24 protein-coding genes are annotated in these 25,328 nt (G+C 63.3%); 8 read left to right on the top strand and 16 right to left on the bottom strand.

Annotation, left to right across the window (positions count from 1 at the left end; all coding sequences use genetic code 11):
* The 8 genes from IL54_RS09885 to IL54_RS09850 form a co-directional block, all read right to left on the bottom strand.
* On the bottom strand, window positions 1-651 hold a 651-nt coding region (locus IL54_RS09885), incomplete at its 3' end, for a 5-deoxy-glucuronate isomerase (RefSeq protein WP_037478287.1).
* Between the two features lie 100 nt (window positions 652-751).
* The gene (locus tag IL54_RS09880) at window positions 752-1,363 is read right to left on the bottom strand and encodes a LutC/YkgG family protein (RefSeq protein ID WP_237748839.1); all 612 of its coding nucleotides are present in this window, start codon (window positions 1,361-1,363) and stop codon (window positions 752-754) included.
* On the bottom strand, window positions 1,360-2,754 hold the full coding sequence (locus IL54_RS09875) for a lactate utilization protein B (RefSeq protein ID WP_037475249.1): 1,395 nt from the start codon (window positions 2,752-2,754) through the stop codon (window positions 1,360-1,362). The genes IL54_RS09880 and IL54_RS09875 overlap by 4 nt, the downstream gene beginning before the upstream one ends.
* Window positions 2,751-3,512, bottom strand: a complete 762-nt coding sequence (locus tag IL54_RS09870; protein ID WP_037475246.1) for a (Fe-S)-binding protein — start codon at window positions 3,510-3,512, stop codon at window positions 2,751-2,753. The genes IL54_RS09875 and IL54_RS09870 overlap by 4 nt, the downstream gene beginning before the upstream one ends.
* Window positions 3,509-4,477: an alpha/beta hydrolase gene (locus IL54_RS09865; protein WP_037475243.1), complete on the bottom strand. Its 969-nt coding sequence runs from the start codon at window positions 4,475-4,477 to the stop codon at window positions 3,509-3,511. Before IL54_RS09865 ends, IL54_RS09870 begins: the two co-directional genes overlap by 4 nt.
* Window positions 4,474-5,265 carry a rhamnogalacturonan acetylesterase gene (locus IL54_RS09860; RefSeq protein ID WP_037475240.1) on the bottom strand — a complete coding sequence of 264 codons (792 nt, stop codon included), beginning with the start codon at window positions 5,263-5,265 and terminating at the stop codon, window positions 4,474-4,476. The genes IL54_RS09865 and IL54_RS09860 overlap by 4 nt, the downstream gene beginning before the upstream one ends.
* Before the next feature lie 142 nt (window positions 5,266-5,407).
* Window positions 5,408-6,172 carry an SDR family NAD(P)-dependent oxidoreductase gene (locus IL54_RS09855; RefSeq protein ID WP_037475237.1) on the bottom strand — a complete coding sequence of 255 codons (765 nt, stop codon included), beginning with the start codon at window positions 6,170-6,172 and terminating at the stop codon, window positions 5,408-5,410.
* A gap of 24 nt (window positions 6,173-6,196) precedes the next feature.
* Complete coding sequence (locus IL54_RS09850) at window positions 6,197-7,024, bottom strand: IclR family transcriptional regulator (protein WP_037475235.1); 828 nt, start codon at window positions 7,022-7,024, stop codon at window positions 6,197-6,199.
* A gap of 191 nt (window positions 7,025-7,215) precedes the next feature.
* Here IL54_RS09850 and rhmD point away from each other — a divergent pair, with 191 nt between their 5' ends.
* The 8 genes from rhmD (at window position 7,216) to IL54_RS09815 (ending at window position 13,985) form a co-directional block, all read left to right on the top strand.
* Complete coding sequence (gene rhmD / locus IL54_RS09845) at window positions 7,216-8,400, top strand: L-rhamnonate dehydratase (RefSeq protein ID WP_202807682.1); 1,185 nt, start codon at window positions 7,216-7,218, stop codon at window positions 8,398-8,400.
* Window positions 8,401-8,418: 18 nt separating this feature from the next.
* The gene (locus tag IL54_RS09840; RefSeq protein WP_037475232.1) at window positions 8,419-9,276 is read left to right on the top strand and encodes a fumarylacetoacetate hydrolase family protein; all 858 of its coding nucleotides are present in this window, start codon (window positions 8,419-8,421) and stop codon (window positions 9,274-9,276) included.
* Window positions 9,273-10,022 carry an SDR family NAD(P)-dependent oxidoreductase gene (locus IL54_RS09835; protein WP_037475229.1) on the top strand — a complete coding sequence of 250 codons (750 nt, stop codon included), beginning with the start codon at window positions 9,273-9,275 and terminating at the stop codon, window positions 10,020-10,022. Before IL54_RS09840 ends, IL54_RS09835 begins: the two co-directional genes overlap by 4 nt.
* 162 nt (window positions 10,023-10,184) lie before the next feature.
* Window positions 10,185-11,087: an amidohydrolase family protein gene (locus tag IL54_RS09830; protein ID WP_037475227.1), complete on the top strand. Its 903-nt coding sequence runs from the start codon at window positions 10,185-10,187 to the stop codon at window positions 11,085-11,087.
* Complete coding sequence (rhaT, locus tag IL54_RS09825; RefSeq protein ID WP_037475224.1) at window positions 11,084-12,148, top strand: L-rhamnose/proton symporter RhaT; 1,065 nt, start codon at window positions 11,084-11,086, stop codon at window positions 12,146-12,148. Before IL54_RS09830 ends, rhaT begins: the two co-directional genes overlap by 4 nt.
* Window positions 12,148-12,723, top strand: coding sequence for a family 43 glycosylhydrolase (locus tag IL54_RS25365; RefSeq protein WP_237748837.1), 576 nt, complete (start codon window positions 12,148-12,150; stop codon window positions 12,721-12,723). Before rhaT ends, IL54_RS25365 begins: the two co-directional genes overlap by 1 nt.
* Window positions 12,707-13,180, top strand: coding sequence for a hypothetical protein (locus IL54_RS25360; RefSeq protein ID WP_237748836.1), 474 nt, complete (start codon window positions 12,707-12,709; stop codon window positions 13,178-13,180). Before IL54_RS25365 ends, IL54_RS25360 begins: the two co-directional genes overlap by 17 nt.
* Window positions 13,167-13,985 carry an alpha/beta hydrolase gene (locus IL54_RS09815; RefSeq protein WP_037475223.1) on the top strand — a complete coding sequence of 273 codons (819 nt, stop codon included), beginning with the start codon at window positions 13,167-13,169 and terminating at the stop codon, window positions 13,983-13,985. The genes IL54_RS25360 and IL54_RS09815 overlap by 14 nt, the downstream gene beginning before the upstream one ends.
* Before the next feature lie 7 nt (window positions 13,986-13,992).
* Here IL54_RS09815 and IL54_RS09810 read toward each other — a convergent pair whose 3' ends face one another.
* The 8 genes from IL54_RS09810 to IL54_RS09775 all read right to left on the bottom strand — a co-directional run bounded on the left by IL54_RS09810 (window position 13,993) and on the right by IL54_RS09775 (window position 24,973).
* Window positions 13,993-14,955: a glycoside hydrolase family 43 gene (locus IL54_RS09810; RefSeq protein WP_037475222.1), complete on the bottom strand. Its 963-nt coding sequence runs from the start codon at window positions 14,953-14,955 to the stop codon at window positions 13,993-13,995.
* The gene (locus tag IL54_RS09805) at window positions 14,952-16,133 is read right to left on the bottom strand and encodes an SGNH/GDSL hydrolase family protein (RefSeq protein ID WP_237748835.1); all 1,182 of its coding nucleotides are present in this window, start codon (window positions 16,131-16,133) and stop codon (window positions 14,952-14,954) included. The genes IL54_RS09810 and IL54_RS09805 overlap by 4 nt, the downstream gene beginning before the upstream one ends.
* A gap of 13 nt (window positions 16,134-16,146) precedes the next feature.
* On the bottom strand, window positions 16,147-17,649 hold the full coding sequence (locus IL54_RS09800; RefSeq protein WP_037475220.1) for an MFS transporter: 1,503 nt from the start codon (window positions 17,647-17,649) through the stop codon (window positions 16,147-16,149).
* Window positions 17,650-17,734: 85 nt separating this feature from the next.
* Window positions 17,735-18,850, bottom strand: coding sequence for a beta-galactosidase BglB (gene bglB / locus IL54_RS09795; RefSeq protein WP_037475219.1), 1,116 nt, complete (start codon window positions 18,848-18,850; stop codon window positions 17,735-17,737).
* Between the two features lie 6 nt (window positions 18,851-18,856).
* Window positions 18,857-21,856 carry a glycoside hydrolase family 35 protein gene (locus tag IL54_RS09790; protein WP_037475217.1) on the bottom strand — a complete coding sequence of 1,000 codons (3,000 nt, stop codon included), beginning with the start codon at window positions 21,854-21,856 and terminating at the stop codon, window positions 18,857-18,859.
* Window positions 21,857-21,864: 8 nt separating this feature from the next.
* On the bottom strand, window positions 21,865-22,179 hold the full coding sequence (locus IL54_RS09785) for an L-rhamnose mutarotase (protein WP_037475214.1): 315 nt from the start codon (window positions 22,177-22,179) through the stop codon (window positions 21,865-21,867).
* Between the two features lie 72 nt (window positions 22,180-22,251).
* Window positions 22,252-23,772, bottom strand: coding sequence for a rhamnogalacturonidase (locus IL54_RS09780; protein ID WP_037478280.1), 1,521 nt, complete (start codon window positions 23,770-23,772; stop codon window positions 22,252-22,254).
* Window positions 23,773-23,779: 7 nt separating this feature from the next.
* Window positions 23,780-24,973: a rhamnogalacturonan acetylesterase gene (locus IL54_RS09775; protein ID WP_037475211.1), complete on the bottom strand. Its 1,194-nt coding sequence runs from the start codon at window positions 24,971-24,973 to the stop codon at window positions 23,780-23,782.
* Window positions 24,974-25,328 lie beyond the last annotated feature (355 nt).

The raw sequence follows: 25,328 nt of genomic DNA, 5'->3' as shown, positions 1-25,328 counted from the left end.
GACGCGATCCGACGGCCCATCCAGCTCGAAGTAGAAATAAATCTCGCTGCGCCGCTCATGAATGTGCGGGGGCATGGTGTTCCACACCGAACCGGGCTTGAGCACGGTCAGCCCCATGACCAGTTGCGCGCTGTCGCAAATGCCAGGGATGACGAGCTGAAAGATGGTACGCTCGTTGGATTCTTCGAGGGAGCCACGTTCGAGCGCATTGGCGTCGGCGATACCGAGCTTGCGGGTAACAAAGCCCTTATGCGCCGGGCAGGACGCGAGATAGAAGCGCGCGCCTGCGCCCGCGAACTGCACATCCTTCGCGCCCATGGTGACATAGAGGCAATCCTTGTTGCCCAGCGTAAACGTCTCGCCATCGACGGTCACGGTGCCCTCGACGTTCGAAACGTTCACTACCGCCATCTCGCGCCGTTCGAGGAAAGGATGCCCTGCCGCCGAAGCCGGCTCGGTCTGCGCTGGCAGCGCTACCGGCGCATCCGCCACCGCGACCCCGCCGATCACGAAACGGTCGGCATGGGTATAGTTCAGCACGCACTCGCCATCGCGGAACAGTCCGCCGATCAGATAGCGATCGCGCAATTCCTCGTTCGACACGCATTCCATCATGTCGGGGTGCGTCGCGTAATAGGTCTTGTCGAACATCGGCTATCTCCTGAATGGCTTTGCCAAGCCTTATAGCGTCCAGTGCCACGAAGGAAAGTATTTATCCCTTAATGTGGAATGATGAACCGATATGCGGTCATTATTCCTGTAGCAGGATGACGTGCAGGAAGCGCGGGCCGTGCGCGCCGCGCACATAGGTGCCTTCGATATCCGTCGTACCGGACACGCCGGTGATCCAGTAATGCGCGCGCGGTTGCGGACCCGGCAGGGGCGCGTCCTCCAGATGAGCGGCGATGTCGCGGCTCGCCAACAACACGATATGATGCAGCGTCAGGAAATTGGGCAGCATCGGCGCAATTGGGCTGGTTTCAAAAATCAGCGACCCGGTTTCGGCGATACCCCTGCGCGCAATCGCCAGAGTCGCGCCTTCGTCCGGCGCGGCATCGGCGTGCAGGGTGAAGGCGGACCAGTCGCACACCGTCAGGCGCGGATCGGGCGGGCAACAAAGGGTCAAGGGTTCCTGCTGGTCGGTCAGGTAGCGCGCGATGGCGGCAGGCAGGTCGGCCAGGCTGGCAATGCGATCATGGCTGGCATTGACGCTCGACAAAGCGAGGCGGGCGAGAAATTCGGATTCGAGCGCGCCGTCGTCGACAGCCGGGCGTTCTGGCCCATCGAGCAAGGCGGCGGCTTCGGCTTCGATCGGCTTCGGACCTTCCAGACGGGCAAGGATGGCGTTGCGGGCGCTCATCATTTGCGCTGTTCCTGCTGATATTGCGCCATGAAGCTGCGGGCGGCTGGTTTGGGCAAGTCGCGATGCTTGGTCCAGCCCCCAGCCAGCGGCAGGCTGGCGATCCAGCCCTTGCGGCCGATCAGCCGGATTACCCGGATCGCGACGGTAGTGCCAAGGCGATAGAGCGCAGGACGGCGCGCAAACCAAGCCCAAATCCCCAACCCCCAGCGCATCGACGTCGGCTCCAGCCCCTCACGCCAGCTTTTCTCGCGCCAGCCCTTGAGCAGTGTGGGCAGCGGGATCTTGACCGGGCAGACTTCCTGGCATTTGCCGTTTAAGGTGCAGGCATGGGCAAGGTCGCGATTGGGCGCTAAGCCGTCGAGCGCAGGCGTTAGCACCGCCCCCATCGGTCCCGGATAAGTACCGCCATAGGCATGGCCGCCAATCTGGCGGAACACCACGCAATGGTTCATGCACGCGCCGCAGCGGATGCAGCGCAGCATCTCCGCCAGACCTTCCTCGCGCATTTTCGTGCGACCATTGTCGACCAACACGATATGCATCTGCTCCGGCCCGTCGCGGTCGCCCGCGCGCTTTGGACCGGTGTAAAAGGTCGTATACTGGGTCAGCGCCGCGCCAGTGGCGGAGCGCGCCAGCATCCGCAGCATATGGATAGCGTGGGGCATGGACGGGACGATCTTTTCGATCCCGGCGGTAACGATATGCACGCGCGGCGGGACGAGCGAGAGTTCGGCATTGCCTTCGTTAGTGACGGTGCAGACCGCGCCGCTATCTGCGACCAGGAAGTTCGCGCCCGATATCCCGACATCCGCGCCCAGCATCGCCCCGCGCAGTTCGCGCCGCGCGCTCTGGGCCATGGCGGCGATCGTTTCTTCCTCATGCGGATTGGCATGTTTCGCGCGGAACAAGGCGGACACCTGTTCGCGGGTCTTGTGCATGGCGGGCCAGATGATATGGGAAGGCCGTTCGTCAGCCAGTTGGATGATATGTTCGGCAAGGTCCGTCTCGACCCGGACAATGCCTGCCTGCTCTAGTGCATGGGGCAAGCCGATTTCCTCGCCCAGCATGGATTTGGAGCGGGCGACCGTCCGTGCCCCCGCCCCCTTGCAGATGTCGATGACGATCCGGCAGGCTTCGTCCGCCGTCTGTGCCCAATGGACCTGCGCCCCCGACGCTATGGCGCTGGCTTCGAATTGTTCGAGATAGGCGCCAAGATGCGCTATCACATGATCCTTGATAGCAGCGGCGCGGGTGCGGGCCGCTTCGAAATCGGGGAAAGCGTCGATCGCAACGGCGCGCTTGGCCTCCGCCGTGCCAGCCGTGCGCTCGACCGCGATCTTAAGGATCGGATCCGCCAGCGCCGCGTCGGCGCGATCCGTAAAGCCGCTCATGCCTCTTCGCCGATCGCCGGGCCGTCGCCCATGCCCGCAATCAGTTCGATCGCGTGGAAGGCGCGGACCTTGGAGCCATTACGGTGGAGCTTGCCCGCCATGTTCATCAGGCAGCCAAGGTCGCCCGCCAGCAGCAGGTCTGCGCCGGTCGCGTCAATCGCATCGGCTTTCTCGCCGACGATGGCGTTGGAGATGGCGGGATATTTGACGCAGAAAGTGCCGCCAAAACCGCAGCAGGTTTCCGCGCCCGGCAGCGGCGTCATCGACAGGCCATCAACGGCTTTGAGCAGGCGGCGGGGCTGCGCCTTGATCCCCAGTTCGCGAAGCCCCGAACAACTATCATGATAGGTTGCTGTGGCGGTGGCGGGCAGGGCGACGCCCTCCGGTTTCCAGCCGCAGACCTCATCCAGATAGGCCATCACCTCGAACGTCTTGGCGGCGACGGCCTGCGCGCGCAATTGCCATGCCGCATCATCGTCGAACAGTTCGGGATAGTGGCAGCGGATCGTCCCCGCACAGGAGCCGGAGGGAACGACAACTGCTTCATAAGGTTCGAGCGCTTCGATCGTCTGCTTGGCCAGCGCCACGGCATGCGCGCGGTCGCCGCTATTGAGCGCAGGCTGGCCGCAACAGGTCTGTCCCTGCGGCACGACGACGGTACAGCCCGCCGCTTCAAGCGCACGGATCGCGGCGAAGCCAATGCGCGGACGCATGATATCGACCAAGCAGGTGACGAACAGGGCGACATGTGCGCTCATAGGCCGTGGCGTCTCGCGAAATTCAGGAACAGGTCTGGCCAGGGCGCTGGTGCTGCCGGCGAGGCGACAAGGCCAAAGCCATGGCCGCCATTCTCGAACAAATGGCACTCCGCCGCTATGCCTTTGGCGCGCAACGCAGCCAGCATGGCCAGGCTGTTTTCAGGCGGCACCGCCTTGTCGTCCAACGCATGGGCGAGGAAGACGGGCGGGGTCTCTGCACTCACATCCTGGTCGAGCGAATAGGCGCGCTTCCGTTCCGCCGTTGGATCAGGGCCAAGCAATTGCGCGCGCGATCCGGTATGGACGAACGCGCTCTCCATCTGGATCACCGGATACATATAGGCGGCAATTGCGGCCCTTATCGGTTCGCGGTCGGCGGCATCGACCGGCGTATAGCTTTCCTGGGGCGTGCGACTGGTCAGCCAGGCCGCTAGATGCCCCCCCGCCGAAAAGCCCATCACACCGATCCGGTTCGCGTCGAACTTCTCCCGCGGGGCCAATGCGCGGATCAGGCGCAGGGCGCGCTGGGCATCCTGCAACGGTGCCTCTGCGCCTGCCGCCCAGCCATCGGCGGGCAGGCGGTAGAGCAGCGAGAAACAGACATAGCCCGCCTCCGCGAACCGGCGGGCGATATTATAGCCTTCATGGCCGATCGCCACGCGGCTATAGCCCCCGCCGGGGATGAGCAGGATCGCCGCGCCATTGGGCTTGGCGGGGCGCAGCAAGGTGAGTGTCGGGGTCACCACATGCGCGAACACGCCATCATCCGGGCCGCTATCGGGCCGACGGAGGCTTTCGACCTCCTGCACCGTGACCCGTTCGCCACCCGGCGCTTTGCCGGGCCAGATCGGAAACCGTTCGAACCCCTGGGGCAGAGGGAAGCTCTGCGCCATAGCAGGCGTTGCTAGCGTGGCGGAGGCGAGGGTTCCGGCAAGGAGGGTGCGGCGGTCGATCGGCGGTGTCATTGGCAATCCGTCCTTCCAAGCGGGGTGGTTCGAGTCACGGCCGGGCGCGGCGCCTCGATTTTCTCGGAAATGGGAAGGGCAAGTGATTTCAGACCCTCGGCAACCAGATCGGCCACCTGCCGCGCGCCCAATTCGCTAAAATGGGTATTGTCGCTGATGCCTTTGGGGAAAGCGGCCACATTGTCCTGCGCGCTATAATGGAGATAGAGCGCTTTCGACCCCTTCGGCCCGGCGCGATCGAGCCATGCCCGTGAGCGGGCCTCCAAGTCGATCAATGGCGTGCCGGTCTTGATCGCCAGATCGCGCATCGCGCCCGACCATGCAGCAAAATCCGCGACGGCGCGGCCTTCCGGCCCGAAATTGCGCCGCGTAACAGGGGTGACGAGGACGGGCACGCCGCCCGCCATCCGCACGTCACGAATGAAGCGAAGTAGATTATCACGATAGTCGGTCTGCGCCGGTGCCCAGCGCTCCGGCTTCGCCCGCGTCGCATCATTATGGCCGAACTGGATCAGCACCGTGTCGCCGGGCAGGATATCGGCACGCAGCCGGTCCCAGCGCCCCTCCGCCAAAAAGCTGCGGGTCGAGCGGCCGCCCATGGCATGGTTGAGAATGCGGACATTGGGCGCCACGGCGCAGCGTAGCATCGTCCCCCATCCCGTCTGCGGATACCGCGCCGGCGCATAGTCGGCCGCGGTGGAATCCCCCGCGATCAGGATGGTGTTGCCAGGACGGGTGGCGTTTGCGGGGGTGGTGAGGATGACGCCCAACAGGACAATCTGCACCATCCTTACAGCATGACCAGCGAACTTACGCATTCTGCTCTCCCCCCGTTCGGGCTGAGCTTGTCGAAGCCCAGATTTCGCCAAGCGAGAAAGAAAGCCCTTCGACAGGCTCAGGGCGAACGGAGGTGAGGGGGAGCATCACGGTTTACTGCAAGTTCACATACATGCCGCCATCCACCAGCAGCGCCGCGCCGGTGACATAGGCGGCCATGTCCGACGCCAGGAACACGATCGGACCCGCCAGATCTTCCGGCGCGCCCAGCCGACCCAGCGGCGTGCGCTGCTCCATATAGGTCCGCTTTTCGACGTCGGCGAGGTCATCCTTGTTGATCTCGGTCAGGATGGTGCCGGGCAGCACGCTGTTGCAGCGAATGCCATGTTTGCCGAGCGCAATGGCGGTGGACTGCATCAGCGAATGAACGCCCGCCTTGGTCGGCGTATAATGGGTCTGAAACTCACCGCCCACAAGCGCGGAGATGGAGGAAACGGCGACGATCGAGCCGCCATGGCCCTGTTTCACCATCTGCTGCGCGGCGGCCTGCACCATGAAATAGGCGCCATGCAGGTTCACCTTGAAGGTGCGCTCGACCACGTCCACGGGCATATCCAGAAAGGCGTGGAAGGGGCAGATGCCCGCATTGCTGACCATCACATCGACCTTGCCGAAGGCGTCCACCGCTTTTGCCACGAAATCCTGTGCGGTCTGCGGATCAGCAACGTCGCCCTTCACCGCGATGGCACGCTGGCCCAGTGCCTCGATCTCGGCGACACAACTCGCGGCAGGCCCATCGCTATTGGCATAGTTGATCGCGACATCGGCCCCATGCTGCGCGGCACCAATCGCGGCGGCGCGGCCGATACCGGTCGATGCGCCGGTGACGAGGACGGTCTTGCCTTCAAGCAGTTTCATGGGATCGGCCCTTTCTTTGGCTGGTTACCGCCGTGCAGGGCGGTTGGGTGGTTTGACGCCAGGGGTCCAGCCCAGATCGGCGCTGATGGCGTGGGCCGCCGCGCGGACATCGGCGCTCAGCGCCTGCATCCGCTCGTCGTCCATATATTGGGCCGCGCTCGACAGGCTGATGGCGGCGACGATCGCACCCGATGCATCACGCACCGGGGCTGCGACGCAGCGTATCTGGTCCTCATTTTCTTCAAGATCGAACGTGCGTCCCTGCGCGACATAAGCGCGCATCCGGTCGAACCAGAGGGCCGCATCGGCATCATGGGTGCCATCTTCGCGCTCAGCGTCGAACAGCCGGGTCCAGACCGTTTCGCTGTCGTCCAGCAGCAGCGCCTTGCCAAGCCCGGTCGAGGTCAAGGGATGACGATCGCCGATGCGGCTGGATATTTCGACGCGGCGACGCCCGGCTATCTTGTCGAGATAAAGCGCCTGATCGCCATCGAGTCGACCGAGATGCACCGTATCTTCGCTGGCGGCGGCCAGGGCTTCGAGATGCGGGCGGGCGATCTGCACCACATCGGCCTGCGCTTGCGCCAGGAAACCGAGTTGCAGCAGTTTCGGCCCCAACTGATAGCCTTCGCGCGGCAGGAAAGTGAGGAATCCCCGTTCCACCATCGCGTTGGCGAGGCGGTGGGTGGTCGATCGGGTGAGACCCATCCGTTCGGACAGGTCGGCGAGCTTTACCGGCCCGTCGATCACCTGGTCGAGCAGGTCCAGCCCACGCTGCAAGGTCTGCGACCCGGCGGCTTTCGACTTTTCCTCTCGTTCACCCGATTCTGGATTTGACGTTTTCTGTCTCATCTAATAACACTCTATCCCACAAAATGAGAAAAACAAGGGCGAAGGCGAGGACTAAGCGTGATTCTTTCGAACATGCCTCCATGCCTGCTGTCCGACCTTTATCGCCATTTTGCTCAGATTTTGGAAGTTTCTGCCGTCTTGTCCCATATATTGGACGTCGGCATGGTTCAGGGAGTGTGTGCGTGCCGATCGTGACCTTGCCGAAAATCAAGCATGTCCGGGCCTTCACCGTGCGCGGTGGCGGTGCCGACTATCATGACCAGGGCGAAGGCCACTGGATCGACGACCATATTGCGACGCCGATGTCGCGCTATACCGAATATCGCCAGTCGCGCCAGAGCTTCGGCATCAACGTGCTGGGCACTTTGGTCGTCGAGATCGAGGCGGAAGATGGCACGATCGGCTTTGCCGTGACGACCGGCGGCGAACCCGCAGCGTTCATCGTCGAAAAGCATCTGGCCCGGTTTCTGGAAGGCCGCGCGCCCACCGATTATGAGAAAATCTGGGACCAGATGTATTTCTCGACCCAATATTATGGGCGCAAGGGTCTGGTCGTGAACGCCATTTCCGGTGTCGATCTGGCGCTGTGGGATTTGCTGGGCAAGTTGCGGCAGGAGCCGGTCTATCATCTGCTGGGCGGGGCGGTGCGCGATGAACTGCAATTCTACGCTACCGGCGCGCGGCCCGATGTCGCCAAGGAACTGGGCTTCATCGGCGGCAAGATGCCGCTGCACCATGGCCCGGCCGAGGGGATCGAAGGGCTGAAAAAGAATATCGCCGAACTGGCGGACATGCGCGAAAAATGCGGTCCCGACTTCTGGCTGATGTGGGATTGCTGGATGGCGCTCGACGTCGATTATGCCACGCGCCTCGCCATCGCGGCGCACGAACATGGGTTGAAGTGGATGGAGGAAGCGATCAGCCCCGACGATTATTGGGGCTACAGCCAACTTAAGCGCAACGTCCCCAAGGGGATGCTGGTGACGACCGGCGAGCATGAGGCGACCCGCTGGGGCTTCCGCATGTTGCTGGAAATGGATTGCTGCGACATCATCCAGCCCGATGTCGGCTGGTGCGGCGGCGTGACCGAATTGCTCAAGATCAGCGCGATGGCCGACGCCCATGGCAAGATGGTCGTGCCGCACGGCTCCTCGGTCTACAGCTACCATTTCGTCATCACCCGCCACAATTCGCCCTTCGCCGAATTCCTGATGATGCATCCAGGACCAACCGAAGTGGTGCCGATGTTCCACCCACAGTTGATCGGCGAGCCAGTGCCCGAAAATGGTCGGCTCAAAGCCAGCGCGCTCGACGCGCCCGGCTTCGGCGTCGAACTGAACCGCGATATCGCGATGCACCGCCCCTATACTCACTAAGCAAGAAGCGAGATTGCCATGAAATTCTGCCGTTTTGGCCCGCGTGGCCAGGAAAAGCCCGGTATCGTCGATACGGATGGCAATATCCGCGACTTGTCAGGCGTGGTCGCCGAGCTGACGATCGAGACGCTGGCCGCCGCCAAGGCCGCCGACATCGCGTCGCTGCCGATCGTGGAGGGGACGCCGCGCTATGGCGTGCCGTTGAAGGGCGTGGGCAAGATCGTCGCCATCGGCCTCAATTATGAGGATCATGCGATCGAATCCAACCTGCCGATCCCGACCGAACCGATGATGTTCATGAAGGCTTTGTCGTCGCTCAATGGGCCAAACGATGAAGTGATGCTGCCCAAGGGCGCGACCCATGGCGACTGGGAAGTCGAGCTGGGCGTCATCATCGGCGAAACCTGCCGCTTCGTGAGCGAAGAGGACGCGCTGTCGAAGGTCGCGGGCTACACGCTGGTCAACGACGTGTCGGAACGCTTCAACCAGAAGCAGCGCGGCACCCAGTGGAGCAAAGGCAAGGGGCATGACACCTTCTGCCCGACCGGCCCTTGGCTGGTGACGCCCGACGAGGTGGGCGATTGCCAGGATCTCGACATGTATCTGAACGTCAATGGCGCTCGGATGCAGACCGGCAACACCCGCACGATGATCTTCACCGTCGCGCAGCTCATCGCTTATGTCAGCGAATATATCACGCTCTATCCCGGCGACCTGATGATCACCGGCACGCCGCCGGGCGTCGGCGAAGGTAAGAAGCCGACCGCCATCTACCTCAAGGCCGGTGACGTGATGGAACTGGGCATCGCCAAGCTGGGCACCCAGACGCAGAATGTCGTCGAATGGCGGCATCTGGGCGACGAGGTGCTCGGATGAGCGTCTTTGCTGGTCGTTATGAAGGACGCTGCGCTATCGTCACCGGCGGCGCGTCGGGCCTGGGCAAACAGGTCGCCGCGCGGATCGTAGCCGAAGGCGGTAAGGTTGCCTTGTGGGACGTGAACGCCGATGCGCTGGCGGAAACCAAAGCGGAGATCGGCGCGACCCATGTGGTCGCGCTCGATGTCTCCGATCAGGCGGCAGTGGAGGCGGCAGCCAAGTCCAGCGCGGAAGCACTGGGCAAAGTCGACGTGCTGGTTTGCTCTGCGGGCATTACCGGCGCGACCGCGACCCTATGGGACTATCCGCTCGACAGCTGGCGCAGCGTGATCGACATCAACTTGAACGGCCTCTTTTACTGCAACCGCGCAGTGGTGCCGTTCATGCTCGAAAATGGCTATGGCCGCATCGTCAACTTGGCCTCGGTTGCTGGTAAGGAAGGCAATCCCAATGCCTCCGCTTATTCCGCAAGCAAGGCGGGCGTGATCGGGCTGACCAAGAGCCTGGGCAAGGAACTGGCCGGCAAGGGCGTGATCGCCAATGCCCTGACCCCCGCCACCTTCGAAAGCCCCATTCTCGCACAGCTGCCCCAAAGCCAGGTCGATTATATGCGCTCCAAGATCCCGATGGGGCGCCTGGGTGAAGTCAGCGAATCCGCCGCGATGGTCTGCTTCATGGCAAGCGAGGAATGCAGCTTCACCACCGCATCGACCTTCGACACGTCGGGCGGTCGCACCACTTTCTGACACAAGTCGCGCGGCGCGACTGGCCGACAAGAGCCAGCACGCCGCGTTGGAACAAGCCTCCAGTGCCGTTCGGGCTGAGCCTGTCGAAGCCTTCTTATGAAGAAGTAAGACCCTTCGACAAGCTCAGAGCGAACGGAGAGATGGGATAAGGAGAGGACGGCCATGATCCCCTTTGTCGATGCGCATATCCATTTATGGGATCTGGCGCATATCCGCTACGACTGGCTCAGCCCGCCCTTCGCCGAGGATGGGCCGAACGGCAGCGTCGAACCGATCGCGCATGATTATGGCATCGCGGAATATCGCGCAGACCTCGCACGCTGGAATGTCATTGGCGCCGTGCATGTCGATGCGGGCGCGGCGGCGGACAGCGCGCTGCGTGAAACCCAGTGGCTCGATGGCCTTGCTGCGATCGAGGGGCTGCCCACCGGCATCGTCGCCTTCGCCGCGCTCAACGGCCCGCACGTCGATGTACTATTGTCCGCGCAAGCCGCGCACAGCCGCGTCAAGGGCATCCGCCATATCGTCAACTGGCACCCCGACCCTCGGCGCAGCTACACGCCTACCGACCTGACCGTCGATCCGCAATGGCAGGCGGGCTATGGCTTGCTGGCAAAGCACGACTTGTCCTTCGACCTGCAATGCTATCCGGGGCAGATGCCGGGACTTGTCCCGCTCATCGAGCGCCACCCCGACATCCCCGTCATCATCAACCATCTCGGCATGCCGGTGCTGACCGACGCGGACGGTGTCGGCGATTGGCGGCGGGGCATGCAGGCCCTCGCAGCGCTACCCCATGTCTCCGTCAAGCTGTCGGGCATGGGCTTCATCCGCCGCGACTGGAGCCGCGAGACGATCGCGCCCTTTGTCCGCGAAACGATCGACCTGTTCGGTGTCGATCGTTGCATGTTCGCCAGCGACACGCCGACCGACAAGCTGTTTGGCCCAATCGACCGCTATATGGAGGCCTATCACGCCATCATCGCGGATTTGGCCGAAGCCGACCGCCGCGCCCTGTTCGGCGGCAACGCCAATCGCCTCTATCGCCTGGGACTTGATATATGATCGGCAATCCACTGCTCGGCGTCTTGTTCCACTGGCTGGGGGGCCTTGCCTCGGCCAGCTTCTATGTCCCCTATCGTGGGGTGAAGCGCTGGAATTGGGAGATTTTCTGGCTGACCGGCGGCATCTTCTCCTGGGTCATCGCACCCTGGTTCTTTGCCTCGGTCCAGACCAACGATCTGATGGGCGTGATGGCGCAGGTGCCGGGCTCGGTCGTCGGTTGGTGCATATTTTTCGGCTTCCTATGGGGCTTTGGCGGCCTGACCTATGGCCTGACTATGCGCTATCTTGGCCTTTCGCTCGGCATGGCGGTGGTGCTGGGCCTTTGCACCGTGTTCGGCACGCTGATTCCGCCGATCGTCGATGGCAGCTTCATGACGCAGATCGCAGGCACGCTGCATGGGCAGATCGTGCTGCTGGGGCTGGCCGTGACCGTGCTGGGCATCATCGTCGTCGCCATGGCCGGCGCGCGCAAGGATGCCGCGCTCTCGCCTGAACAAAAGGCCGCCGCCGTTGCCGAGTTCGATTTCAAGAAAGGCATCGCCGTCGCCATCTTCTCCGGCATCATGTCCTCCTGCTTCGCCTTTGGCCTTGCGGCGGGCGAACCGGTCAAGGCGCTGTCGGCGGCTGCTGGGACGGGACCGCTCTGGACTGGCCTGCCGACGCTGTGCATCGTCATGTTCGGCGGCCTCATCACCAACGCGGTCTGGTGCGGGTGGCTGATCGTGAAAAACAAGTCTGCGGGCCAGTGGCTCGGCGCACCCGACGCAGATGGCAAGCGCCCCGCGCTGCTGCCCAATGTCCTGCTCTGTGCGCTGGCGGGCACGGCCTGGTATTTCCAATTCTTCTTCTACACCATGGGCGAAAGCCAGATGGGTCGCTTCGGCTTTTCCAGCTGGACCCTGCACATGGCGTCGATCATCATCTTCGGTACCTGCTGGGGCTTTGCCTTTCGCGAGTGGAAAGACGCCGCACCGGCCGTTCGCCGTATGGTGTGGAGCGGCGTAGGCCTGCTGGTCTTCGCCACGCTGATCATCGGCTATGGCAATCGGATGGCGGGCTGATGCGGGGCTTGCTTGCCCTGTTGCTGTTGGTGTTCGCTGCTCCCCTGGCGGCACAAGCGCCGCTGCTGACATCCCATCTGCGTATCCATGATCCATGGGTGGTCGCGGATACCGACAGCCAGACCTATTGGCTGTTCAGCCGCAACGATCCCGCCGTCACCGGCGACAAACGGCTGGGTATCATGGCTTATGTCAGCCGCGACCTTGCCCATTGGGAAAAGCCGCGCATCGTCTTCACCTTGCCGGACGGGACATGGGCGAATGAGGGAGCCTGGGCACCCGAAGTCCATCGCTGGAAGGGGCGCTGGCATCTGCTGGCGACCTTCCATAACGAAGCTGCCGCCATCCAGGCAAAGGCCAAGCGCCCGACCTATCGGCGCACCACCTTGCTGGCGGTATCCGACCGGCTCGACGGTCCCTTTGCCCTGGTGCGCGGCGGCGATCCGATCGCCCCGGCCGATGCCATGACGCTCGATGGCACGCTGCATATTGATGCAGCGGGCAAGCCCTGGCTCGTCTATGCCCATGAATGGATGCAGGTCGGCACCGGCACGATCGATGCCGCTCAAGGATGACCTGTCGGCAGCCGGGCTGCCGCGCCAGCTGTTCCGCGCTGACGAGGCCGACTGGGTGGTGGGGCAAAAACAGCCTGAAGGCGACATCGTTCATGTCACCGACGGCCCCGAACTGTTCCGCACGGCGAAGGGTACGCTGCTGATGCTCTGGTCGAGCTATGGCAGGGATGGCTATGTCCAGGCGCTGGCCCGTTCCACATCCGGCACGGTAACTGGCCCCTGGGAGCAATTAGGGCCATTGGTCGAGCGCGACAGTGGGCATGGCATGCTCTTCCGCGCATTCGATGGGCGGCTGATGATGGTCGTGCATCGCCCCTTCAAGCGCGCCTTGGCCAAATTCTACGAAATGCGCGACACCGGCGATCGGGTCGAGGTGGTGCGCGAAGCGGTGGAACTGGATGGGGAAGCCTATCCCACCCATGGTTGCCCGATGGGAGTGCAAGATGCTGGGTGCTGATCAGGTCTGGCCGCTGCATGGCGCAGCAACAGGCGCCTTCACGCTGGAGGACAACACCGCTCCGCCAGAGCAAGCCGTGGTCACGGCAGTCGAACGCCCCGTCCTGCTAGGCTATGCGCCCGATCGCCCCAATGGCCGGGCGATGCTGGTGCTGGGCGGGGGCGGCTATGTCGCGCTGATGGCAGGGCGGGAGGGCGTGCAGATCGCGCGCTGGCTCAATCGGCTGGGCTATTATGTCTTCCTGTTGATCCATCGCTTTCCCGATGCAAGCAATGGCCCATCCGCCCCGCTCGACGACGCGCATGCGGCCATGGCGCTGGCCCGTTCCAGTGGATTTGCAAGGGAAGGGCTGGGTGTCGTCGGCCTTTCGTCCGGCGGTCATCTCGCCGCCTGCCTTGCCGCCGACTATCCGGCGGAATGGGGAAAAGCCGATTTGCAGCCGCCCGATATCCTGGTCATTGGCTATGCCCCCATCTCGACCAATGCAAAGGGCCGAACGGTCGTCGCCGATAAATCGCCATTGCCGCCGGTCGAAAAGCAGGCGCTCTACGATGCGCTGCAGCCCGACGCCCAACTGCTGTCCGAACCACCGCCGACCTTCATCGTCTATGCCGGCAATGACCCGGTGGTCCCGGTGGAGAATGCCCACCGCCTGCATAGGGCATTGCGGGACGCTGGAGGATCAACCGAACTCCATATCTTTGCCGATGCGCCGCATGGCTTTGCGCTCGACACGACGGACATGCCGGTGTCGATCTGGCCAACGCTATGCGAAGCTTGGCTGCGGCAGGTCGGGTTCCTGTAATCGCTGCTCAGGGTTTTAGCGCGACTGACACCGGGGCGTTGCGATCGACCGAAATAGACCCATCGCGTTCGACCAGTTCCGCGATCTGGAGGACGCTGCGGCGTTTCCAGTCGGGATTGACGCGCGCTTCATCCTCGCCATCCTGATGGACGAAATAGAGGATATAGGCCCGGTCCCCCGCCACGATGATGTCGGGGTGCTGGCCCTTGGCGCGGTCGGTGGGATGGGTGCCGGGAACGCCAAGGATATGGCCCTCCTGCCGCGTCCATGTTTCCGCATCGTCGGACCGCATGACCAACAACCCTTTCCACGCGTCGGAGATCAGCCACCAACGCCCCTTCCAGCGGAATGCCTTGGGGCCTTCGCCGGGCGTGTCGGTCAGGCGCTTACCAACCGTCCAGTGGACCAGATCTTTGCTGTCCGCCGTACGGATTGCCTTATTCTCGCGTTCGTCGTTGAAGAAGAGGCGATAGCCCCCGTCAGGCAACGCTATGACGCTGGCATCGATCACCCGGTCGGAACCAAGATCGAGCCGCTCGCCGCATTTCCATGTCGCTAAGTCGGGGCTGGTCAGGTGAACGATGAAGCGCGGCGCATTCCAGTCGCGGAAGACCCCCGGCACAACGGTCAGCCACATATGCCATTGCCCGCCGAGAAACTGGACTTCGGGTGCCCAGAGCGTCTCGCCGGTGCAGCTTTGGGGGATGGCGGCCGTCCCGCTGTAACGCCAGCGCGCGCCATCCTTCGACCGGGCGGTGCCGATGGCGGTGCCATGGACCCACCGCACGTCCTTAGCGTCTTCCATGGGCAGGTCGGCGCGACGGTTGGTATAGAACATCACCCATTCGCCGCTGGCCCGGTCATAGACGGTCGAGGCGTCAGCCGCGCCATCATGGATGGGATCGCGATAGAGCGGTTTGGGCGCGATCGGCGCGCTGGCGGCCGCGACCAAAAGCAGCGCAGCAATCATCGAAACAGGCGCAGATCGAACGCAGCCGCCATCGCCGCAAATCCCGCATCATTGGGGTGCAGCGCGTCGCCCACATCATAGGGCTTCGCCATCCGCGCCGGATCGCCGGGGTCGGCGATCGCCTTGGCGAGATCGATCATGCCATCGGCTTCGTCAGTCGTGCGGATCCAGTCGTTGACGGCGACACGGACGGCCTCGCCCTCTTCGCTCCAATAGCCAGCGCCCCTATAGGGCAGGATGGTGGCGAGGATGACCTTCACACCCTTGCCTTGCGCCCGCGCGATCATCTGCCGATAGGCACCGATCAGGTCATCGGCGCTCGGTAAAGGGCGTTTCTGCGCCGTCGCCGCGCCGATATCATTGACACCCTCCAGGATAACCACATGGCTGACACCCGGCACCGCCAGCACATCGCTGTCGAAGCGCGCGAGCGCATTATAGCCCTCGCCTTCGGACAAGAGGCGGTTGGCGCTGATCCCGGCATTGGCGATCGCGACATTCCTCCGCCCCGCCCTCTGGAACCGTTCGGCCAGCAGGTCGGGCCAGCGCCGGTTGCTGTCATTGGTCGCGCGCACGCCGTCGGTGATGGAATCGCCCAGCGTGACGATGGTGGGGGCGGGCCGGGCGGTTTCCACTTCCACGGCGGACAGGATGAGCCGCGGCCCGATGGTCGTCGCCCCGGTCAGGTTGATCGCGGCGGTCTGGTCGCCCGGCGCGATCCAGTTGGTGGCGGCGGCATAGGCATGGACAGTGGGCGTGGCTGCGCCCTGGGGCAGATGGATGCTGATCGTCAGCCGGGAAAGCGGCTTGACCGGCAGGTCGATCGCGTCGCTCAGCAACGGCGCGCGCGGGGAAAGCGTTGCCCCCTGCACGCGGTTGAACGCGACGACGCGGTCGGTGCCCGGCAGGGTCGCGCCATCCTCCCCGGCCAGCGCGACATGGACTGCGCCGATCGTCAGCGGCGCAACCGCCATTTCGTTGGACAAGCGCAGCCGGATACGCGCGCCGCCACTGGACAGGCGAACGACCTGCCGCACCGTACGGTCGGTCAGGTCCGGGCGCTTGTCGGCGGGAGCGGTCCAGACGAGCGGCGCAGCCATCCAGCTGCGCGACCAGTGCTGGGCCGCAGCGGGCGTGGCTGACAGGGCAAGAGCGGCAAGAAGCAGGACAGGGCGCATGATCGATCCTTTGTCAGCGGGCGACCGGGTTTCTGCCCCATAGCTGATCATAGCGCCAGCCTGACAGATCCTCGACGATCCGGCCCGCCTCCGGGCTGGTCGGGGTTTGCCCGCCGCCCCGCAGATGCTCGATCTCGGCCATCAGGACATCGTGGGTGGCGGGGCTGAGGCGGAAGCGGGTGGACACAAGGATACCAAAGCCCAGCATCCCCACCGTGCCGATGCCCAGCAACAGAGCGATCGTCAGGATGGCATCATAGCTTTGCACTGGCGCACCGGACACGAAGCCACCCGCCTGCATGATGAACCCCACGCCCGCAACAGCCGCGGCCTGCGTCGCCTTGCGCACGAAGGTCATGACACCGGCAAAGCTGCCCTCGCGGCGCTGGCCGGTGACGATCTCGTCCACGTCCGCCATATAATTATAGGTCGCCCAGGGGATATAGTTGAGCGCGCCGCGACCCAGGCCAGCCAGGATGATCGGCAGCCAGATCATCGGGCTGCTCGCCGGGATGCCCAGCACCCACAGGCCAATGAGCGTCAGCGCACCCGCCGCGAAGCTGGCCGCCGCAATCTGATAGGCGCGCGACGGCGACGCCCGCAGCGCCAGGTTGATCGCGATGATGACCGCCACGAACTGCACGATATACATGGTGCCAAGCAGCCCCGATGCGATCGCCATCGACCCCGTCAGTGCAAAGATGACGAAGAAGGTGAAGGCCGCGTTGAAAATATCCTGACTGATATAGCCGCCCAGATACATACCCAGATGGAGCCGGAACGCCCGAATACGCATGGTGGAAAAAAGGTTGCGATACAGCGCCTTGAACGCCTGCCCCATGCCAGCGGTCGGCGCGGCCTGCGTGAGCTGCACCCCGCCCGGCATATGCCGTTCCCAACTGAACAGATACAGCAGCCCGGCCGTCAGCATGAACAGCGCGGCGAAAATGATGCCCATATAGAAAAACGTGTCGGCACTGTCGCGACCCAACGTCGTGATCAGCCAGAGCGGCAGGAAGCCCGCCAAAATGGCCGACGCCTGCCCGAACAGGATGCGCGCGCCTGCGAACTTCGCCTTGGTCTTATAATCGCTCGACATTTCGGCAGCCAATGTCTCGAACGGGATGATCTCCATCGCATAGACGAGTTCAAACAGCACATAGCTGACAAGATAATACCAGAAGGTCTGGCCCGGCAGCCACATCAGCGCGAAGCTGGGCAATAGCGGGATCGCCGCCAGGATGAAAAAGCGCCGACGCCCGAAACGCTGGCCGAACCGAGTGCTGCCGAAATGGTCTGAAATATAGCCGATCATCGGCGAAGCAACGGCGTCCAGGATACGCGCGACCGCAAAAATCGTCGCCGCCTGTCCGGCGGAAAGCCCGCAAAACTGGGTGTAGAAGATCAATACCCAACCGGAAATGACCGCCATCGACCCTGCGCCCAACACGTCATTGGACCCATAAGCGAGATAATTGCGCAGGCGAACGGGGCGAATGGGTGCTGGGTTGGGCATGTTCGGCTCCTCCGCCTTATTATCATTCTGGCCCTGGACGGCGGCGCTCCTTCCAAGACCCGCCGCCGTCCAAGCTCTCATTATGTCAGATATAGCTGCGCAGAAATTCACCCAGCGCGCAGATGGCGAGGCTCTGGCCATAGGGCATGGAGGTCAGCGCAATATCCTTGTAGAATTGCTGGGTGTCGCCCATCGCGGTGCCAAAGCTCACCTGCTGCAACTCGCCCGCATCGTCGATATTGGCCAGCACGCCGCGTACCGCCTTGATGCCGACAGCCTCATAATGGCGCGGCAGGTAACCCTTCCGCACGGCCTTGAGGATGCCATAGGCAAATCCGGCCGTGGCCGACGCTTCCAGATAGCTGGTCGGATCGACGATCAGCGTGTGCCACAGGCCCGTATCGGCGTCCTGCGTCTGCGCCAATGTCTTCACCTGCGCCGCCAGCGTGTCGATCAGGAAGGTGCGGAACGCATCACCCTGCGGCAGATCCAGTATCTCGATGATTTCAGGGATGGCGATCGTCACCCAGCAATTGCCGCGCGCCCACAGCGCTTCTGCAAAATTATGACGACCGTTGAAATCCCAGCCATGGAACCACAGGCCCGTCTTGGTATCGAACAGATATTTGATGTGGATGAGGAACTGGCGCTTGGCTTCCTCGACATAGGCGGGGCGGTTCAGCAGCAGGCCGATCTTGGCCAGCGGCAGCACCGACATCATCAGCGTGTCGTCCCACATCTCGCCCGGATTTTCGTCATTATAGACGATATGCTGAAAGCCACCTTCTTCGGTCTTGGGCAGGCCATCGGGGGCCATCAACCATTCGGCCCAAGTGTCGAGATACGGGATGTAGCGCGGGTCCGGCTCATGCTCGTAAAGATAGGCGAGCGTGATGAAAGGCGCCATCGTATTGATATTCTTGGTCGGCGTGCCTTCGGCAAAGCGATCCTCGAACCATTGCTTGATGATGCCCAACGCCTTTTGGTCGCCGGTCTGCTCATAATAACGCCACATGCCGAACAGGCCGATCCCATGGGTCCATTCCCACCCGGCCCAACCTTTGGTGTCGATGATGCGGCCATCGTCCAGATGCAAAAGGAACTCGCCGGTCTCGTCCTTGATATTGACGAGATTGTCCATCAGCCGGTCGATGGCGTCGACCACTTGGGCGCGCGGGACATCATGATTGAGTGCGGCCACTTATTCTTACTCCTTAAGGTCTGAAGGTGCGTTTGGCGCGGTAACCATCTGCACTGGCAGACCGCCTTTCACGGAATGAAGGGTGACGAGGCGCACGGCTTCGAGCGCATCGCCAGGCTGCCCGTCGGATGTGACGGCCAGCGCGACATGGTTCTTGCCCCGATGGTTCAATATGCCTTCGGGAATGGGGAAGCTGCGCTGCGGCCCGACATGGGCGATAAACTGCCCCATGTTCCAGCCATTGACGAACATCAGCACCCGATAGCGAACCGGCGATCGCGGCTTGGTCGCGTCGCCGAAGCTGAGCGCGATGGTCGCGTCCTGCCCCTTGGGCACGGCTAGGTCGAAGCTGGTGCGATACCAGCTTGTTCCCGCTTCTGCCTGCGTGGCAGGGACGGTTGCCTTCGCCCAGCGCTTGTCATCGAAGCCGGGCAGATGCCATCCCATGCGCTCGCCATAGAGGCCGCCATTATTGGCCGGACCGCGTACAGGATCAGCCAGCATCTCGCCGCCTCGCTTGCCCTGAATCTTCCAGGCGATCGGCACGGCAAAGCTGCGTTTACTTGGACCACCTTCCAGCGATGCGGAGATCAGGCCACGGGCCTCCTTGTGGAAATCATCGCTGTCCAAATCCCAATTATGGCCATTGTTGCGGACCATGACGGACAGGATATGCTCGCCACTTTGGGCACTGGCGGGCAGGGCAAAGCGCGCCGTGCCGGTGGTGATCGGCCGGGGCAGGCCGTCCGGCGTTTCCGCCTCGCCGATAAATTGCCCGTCGATCCACGCCTGGACGAGGCCAGAACCACCCGCACCATAATAGAGCGACAGCGTCTTGGCATCGGGCGTTCCAGTGAAGCGGCCACGATACCAGACATCGCCATCATGAAAGCCATAGGCGTCCATGCCCATATTCGGCTGCCCATCGGGTCGCGCGGTAATGCTGGCCGATGAGCGTTTGTCGATCGCTTGCCAGCCGCTATCGTCGAAGGCCGGGTCCGCTTCCGGCGAACCCTTGGCCATGCGCCAGTCGGTCAGCGCGGGCAGTGCAATGGCGGCGGGACCGGCAAGCGGCTGCGTGGCCGCAAGGCTGCCCGATGGCGTGGCACGGGTGACGATCTTCGTGCCGTTCCACGTCACGCTGCGGATCGCGCCCGGTGCCCAGATTTCGAGCGGACTTTGTGTGGCGGTATCGCCGGTCAGGGCCAGCGTGCCGCCCTTCACCGTCGCATGGCGCACCAGGTCCGGGCCACGGATCAACATGTCGCCCTGCCGCCAGTAACGGACGGCCTCAGCTTCATCGGCCAGGATCACCGTCAGCGGCGGCCGCCCGCCGCCCTCGATCCGCACGATCGCGCGGCCTTGATGGCGGTAGCTGAGTTTCAAGTCGCCCTTCGCCGCGTCGAAACGGCTGGTGGCTTCCCCCTCGATCACGGTCACGGTCGGCGCGCTGGTGTAGCGCAGCACGGTCTCGCCCGGCTCCCCGGCGCGGCCATAGAGCAGCATCAGGGCGCCCTTATCCTGGCGCTGCGCCGATTGCAGTTCCGACGTGGAATAGACCAGCCGCTGCCCGCCCAGCGTTACGCCCGCGACCAGCCATTTCGCGTCAAAGCCGTTGAGGCGCATCGGCACGGTATAGCGGCCATCGGGCAGGTCGGCAGTAAAGGTGAAGCTGTCGTTCGTCTGCCCGTTGGACGGCTTGTGCGTCACCATCAGGAAACGAGCGTCGGTTTCCGGGCTTTTATTATGGTAAATCTGAATATTGGGCGATGTGATCTCGACCGGCCCCGCCGGAACCATGCCCGCCAGATCGGGGACGGACGCGATGAGGCCGCCCAACTGCTTCATCTCCTGCGCCTTTTCGCGCAGCGCACGGGGTTCGGAAATCGCCGCGCCATAATCATAGCTGGTGAACACCACCGGGCCGGGCAGCCAGCCCCAGCTGGTGCCGCCATAGGTCATGTAAAAGCTCTGGATGCCGATGCCGTTGGCGAGGTTGGTGCCATAGAAGACCCGCTGGAACCGCTTGCCGCGCTGGATCGCGTTGCAGTCATAGCCGCCGTTCGACCCCCAATAATCAAACCAGCCGCCGCCGAACTCGGCCGCGAATCCCGGCGTATCGGGTGAGGCCGACGCGCCGCCCTTCGCCCCGCCCGTGCCATAATAGCCCCAGTCGGGTGCGGCGACATCGCGGGTGGGCTGGCCGGTGACGGTGCAGGTGCCGCCCGGATACCCATCGAACGCATACATATCGTTGGGGCCGGTGACGACCTTCTCGACCGTCGAGGATTCGGGCGTCCAATAGCCATTGCGGCCCTGATCATTGTGGAAGATTGGCACGGTGATGCCGTCTGCCCGCGCCTTGGCATAGAGATGGTCCATATAGCGCCGCTGCGCAGGCGTGGTCAGCGCCAGTTCGTTCTCGATCTGGTGCAGGATGACGCCGCCCTTGCGCGTCTTGTCCGCATTGATCTGGTGCCGCGCGATGATCGGGTTGATCTGGCTGAGCCATTCATCGACGGCCTTGAGATAATCCGGGTCGTCGGTGCGCGCACGGGCGCGCTGATTGACCAGCCAGCCAGGAAAGCCGCCGCGCGACAATTCCGCATTCACATAGGGACCGGCACGGGTGATGACGTAGAGGCCTTCCTCTTCCGCCATGGTGAGCAGCCGGTCGAGATCGCGGATGCCGGTAAAGTCGTACACGCCCTGTTTCGGGCTATGATAGCCCCAGTCGAAATAGAGGGCGACGGTATTGAACCCGCTCGCCTTCATCTTCTGCAATATGTCGCGCCATAGGTCGGGCGAGGGCAGGCGGAAGGGGTGGAATTCCCCGCCCCAGATGATCTTGCGCTCGCCATCGATCATCAGCGAGCGCGCATCATAGGAGACGCGGCCAAAGCTCTTGACCGGGGCGGACAGGTTGGCGGTAGGCTTGGCGACCTGCGCCATCGCAGGGATCGCCAGGGCGGAGCCGATCAGTAGGGCGGCAATTAGGGAGCGCATCGGTCGGATCAATCCATGTGGAACAGCAGGGGGAGCGGCCATTCCTTGGGTCGATTGTCCGGCTCGACCTCCATCAACGGCGCCATATAGGCCCACCATTTCTGCATCACGGGATGATCGGGCAGCGTTTCGCGCTGATTCTCCGCCGCCAGCGTCAGCACAGCGAACAGGCTGAGCGTATCTTCATCCAGAAAGATGGAATAATCGGAGATACCCGACTGGCGCAGCAGATCGGACAGTTCGGGCCATATTTCGTCATGGCGGCGACGATATTCGTCCACGACGCCGGGCTTCAATTGCATCTTGAAGGCGTGGATCGACATCTCGGCTCTTCCCCTATAAACCACATTATGGAACCTATGACCTATATTTGGTAACATCGTCCCAATTGTTCGTCAACACCACAGTGGCGTGTTTCGCACCGTCAGATGCCGCACATCGTCGAACAGCAAGGGCGGACGCTGGTCGGGCGAGCGTGTCGCCGCCGTGAACCGCTCGATCGTCAGCCGCTCGGCGTGCCGCGCCCACAGCGCCCAGGCGGGCAGAATGCCGAACATGCTTGGCTCAGGATAAGCGTCGGCCAGTTCGGCGGGCCGCCGTGCGGCATCCTGCGCCGCGCCGCCGCCCTCATAGTCCAGGTGGATATCGCGCAGCGTCACGTCGCTGATCGGATGGCCAGGCAGGCCCGCAATCGTGGCCGGGAAGCGATGATCGATGCCACGCGCATCGACCTCGCTTATCTCGACATGGCGGATCGCGCCGATCCCTGTCCCCTCCGGCCCGCGCCGCCGGTCGCCCAGCCGCAGGAAAAGGGGCGCAGTGGTCACGTCGCGCATGGTCAGCCGACGCGCGACGATATGCTCCATCACCCCGCCATCGACCGTCTCCAGTGCCAGCCCCCGGCAGCGGGTGAAGCGGCAATCCTCGATGCGGATGTTGCGATAACCGCCATTGCTCTCGGTCCCCAGTTTGATCCGTCCGGTGACGCGATCCTGATCGGGGGCGATCTGCTGGCGGGTCGTCCGGGTGCCGTCGATCAGCGACCCCATATCATAGCCCGACAAGTCGCAATCGCGGATCAAGATATCCTCGGCGGCGATCGCCCGCCCGAGCGCATGGCTGCTCTTGACTACGATCGCATCGTCATTGGGCGAATTGACGCGGCAGCGCTCCACCACCACGTCGCGCACACAATCGAGATCGATGCCGTCGCGGTCGGTATCGATCGTCAGCCGGTCGATGCGCAGCTTTTGCGTGCCCGTCGCCAATATGGCGAAATGCCCGCCCTTGCGGATGGTGAAGCCCGACAGGCGGATGTCGCGACCATTTTTGAACGCGATCGCCTTATTCCCCTTGCCCGCCATCGCGGCAGCGGCCGGTTCCAGGTCATCAATCTGCGCCTGCGTCATCGCCCGCATCGACAGCGGACGCTCGCCTGCCTGGCGCTTCCAGCGCGCGCCGGGGCCATCGCGGGTCAGGCCCGCGCCATCGATTGCGCCGGGGCCAAGGATAGCGACCTTCCGCACATCATCGCCCCAGATCAGGCTGTTGTGCCAATGGCTATGGCCGAAATCCTGATACAGCTGATCGATCCCCTCTTCGGGCAGGTCATAACGCCCGGCATGGCGCGCCGGATCGGCCGCCTCGATCACCGCACCTTCTCCCAACAGCAAGGTAACGCGGCTGCGCAGCCGGATCGAGAAACACAAATAGCGCCCGCGCGTTAGCAGGACGGTGCCGCCGCCGCCGCGCGATGCCGCCTCGATCGCTGCGTTGATTGCATCGCTGTCGATCGCAATGCCGTCGCCGCGCGCACCATGATCCCGCACATCGAAGCGTCGCGCGGCATGGGCGGGGAAGGGCAGGGCCGCCAGAGCGAGATTGGCCAGTTCCAACGCTAGATCGCGGCGAGTCATGTCCATGTCAGTTCCCGGCCGGGCGCTGATCGCTGTGGATCAGGCTTGGGACAATGGCGACCTGCGCTGCCGTGGGGGGCTTTGCAGGCGCGAAGGCACCGGCGCTCACATGCGGGGCAAGCGCAGGGATGGTATCGCGGATGCGCTGCGCCACGGCGCTCGCCAGCAACCACGCGCCGTAGTTATTATGATGCGTCTTGTCCTTGCCGCCATCGTTGAAGGCTGCGGGCGCGACATCGGGGCCAAGCGCTTCATAGATGGCGCGGCTGTCCGCGTTCAGGTCGATCAGCGGGACGCCATCTTCCGCCGCGACCTTCCGCACCGCCGCCGCATAGTCGCTCAGCGTATCGATGATCTTCCCCTGCGCATCGAAATTGCGCCGTTCGGGCGATGTCACCAGGACTGGATGCGCGCCGCGCCGTCGCGCTTCGGCGATATCGGCGCGCAGATAGGCGGGGTAGGTCGAATCCGGCGCGACCCAGGTCTGCGGCCATTGCTGCTTCTGGTCATTATGCCCGAACTGGATGAACAACCAGTCGCCGGGCCGCATCGCCGACAGCAGCTTGTCGAAGCGTAAGCTGGTCAGGAAAGATTTGAGCGTCTCGCCCGACTTGGCGTGATTGGCGACGACGATCCGGTCATCCAGCAGCGCGGGCAACATCTGGCCCCAACTCGCCGCGGGTTCCGCATATTGATCGGTGACGGTGGAATCTCCCGCCAGAAAGATCGCCGGGGCCGTGACCGGCTCAACGCGGATCGACCGGACCGCCGGTTGGCCGAGGAACTCCAGCGTCAGCTTGTCGTCCCAGGTAAATTCCTGCGCATCCCGCCCATCGATCCGCACCCGGTCGCCACCCGGCGCCGTGAGCGGTGGCGGCGGCAGCGCGGGCGTGCGGACATCCACCAGGAAACGGCGCTCGACTTCCTCTCCTTTGCGGGTGCGTACAGAGCGCAGCATCAGGCGACGCGCCTCGGCCTTGACCGTCGTATCGCCCGCCCGCGTCCGGTCCCCCAATCGCACAGTCACGCGATAGCGGCCTTCGGGCAGCGCGATGGAATAGGCAAAACCCTGCGCATTGCCACCCGGTTCGACGCCGTGGCTTGCCGCCTGATAGGGTTGCAACGAGTCGCGGTTAAGGACGATGGTCTCCCCCCCGCCAGCGGCCGCCAGCATCAGGAAGAGCGCAGCGCTGGACGGCATGACATGGGCCTTTGCAGAAGTGCAAGAGCGGGGGAGCGCCACGAAGGCCGCCACGCTCCCCCCAGAATATCGGCCCGTGCAGAGGCCAATATCTATCCCGCTAAATAGGTTTATAACCCATATATAGGGATTATATCAGGGTCAATGGCCTTTCCTCTCGCGTCATCCTCCGGCGCAGATGTAAATATCCCACAATGTGGATATTAAAATCATATGATGATTTTTCTTTCCATTCCGCGACTCCCAATATAGGATGACACCGTAATCCACATAGTGGGACATTCGGATGTCATCGGGGTGATGGCAACCGGTCAATAGGGGAGGAAGTCATGTTGCACACCCGTTCCGCATTTGC

Source organism: Sphingobium sp. ba1 (assembly GCF_000743655.1).
Lineage (GTDB): Bacteria > Pseudomonadota > Alphaproteobacteria > Sphingomonadales > Sphingomonadaceae > Sphingobium.
This window is presented reverse-complemented; position numbering and strand designations above follow the sequence as displayed.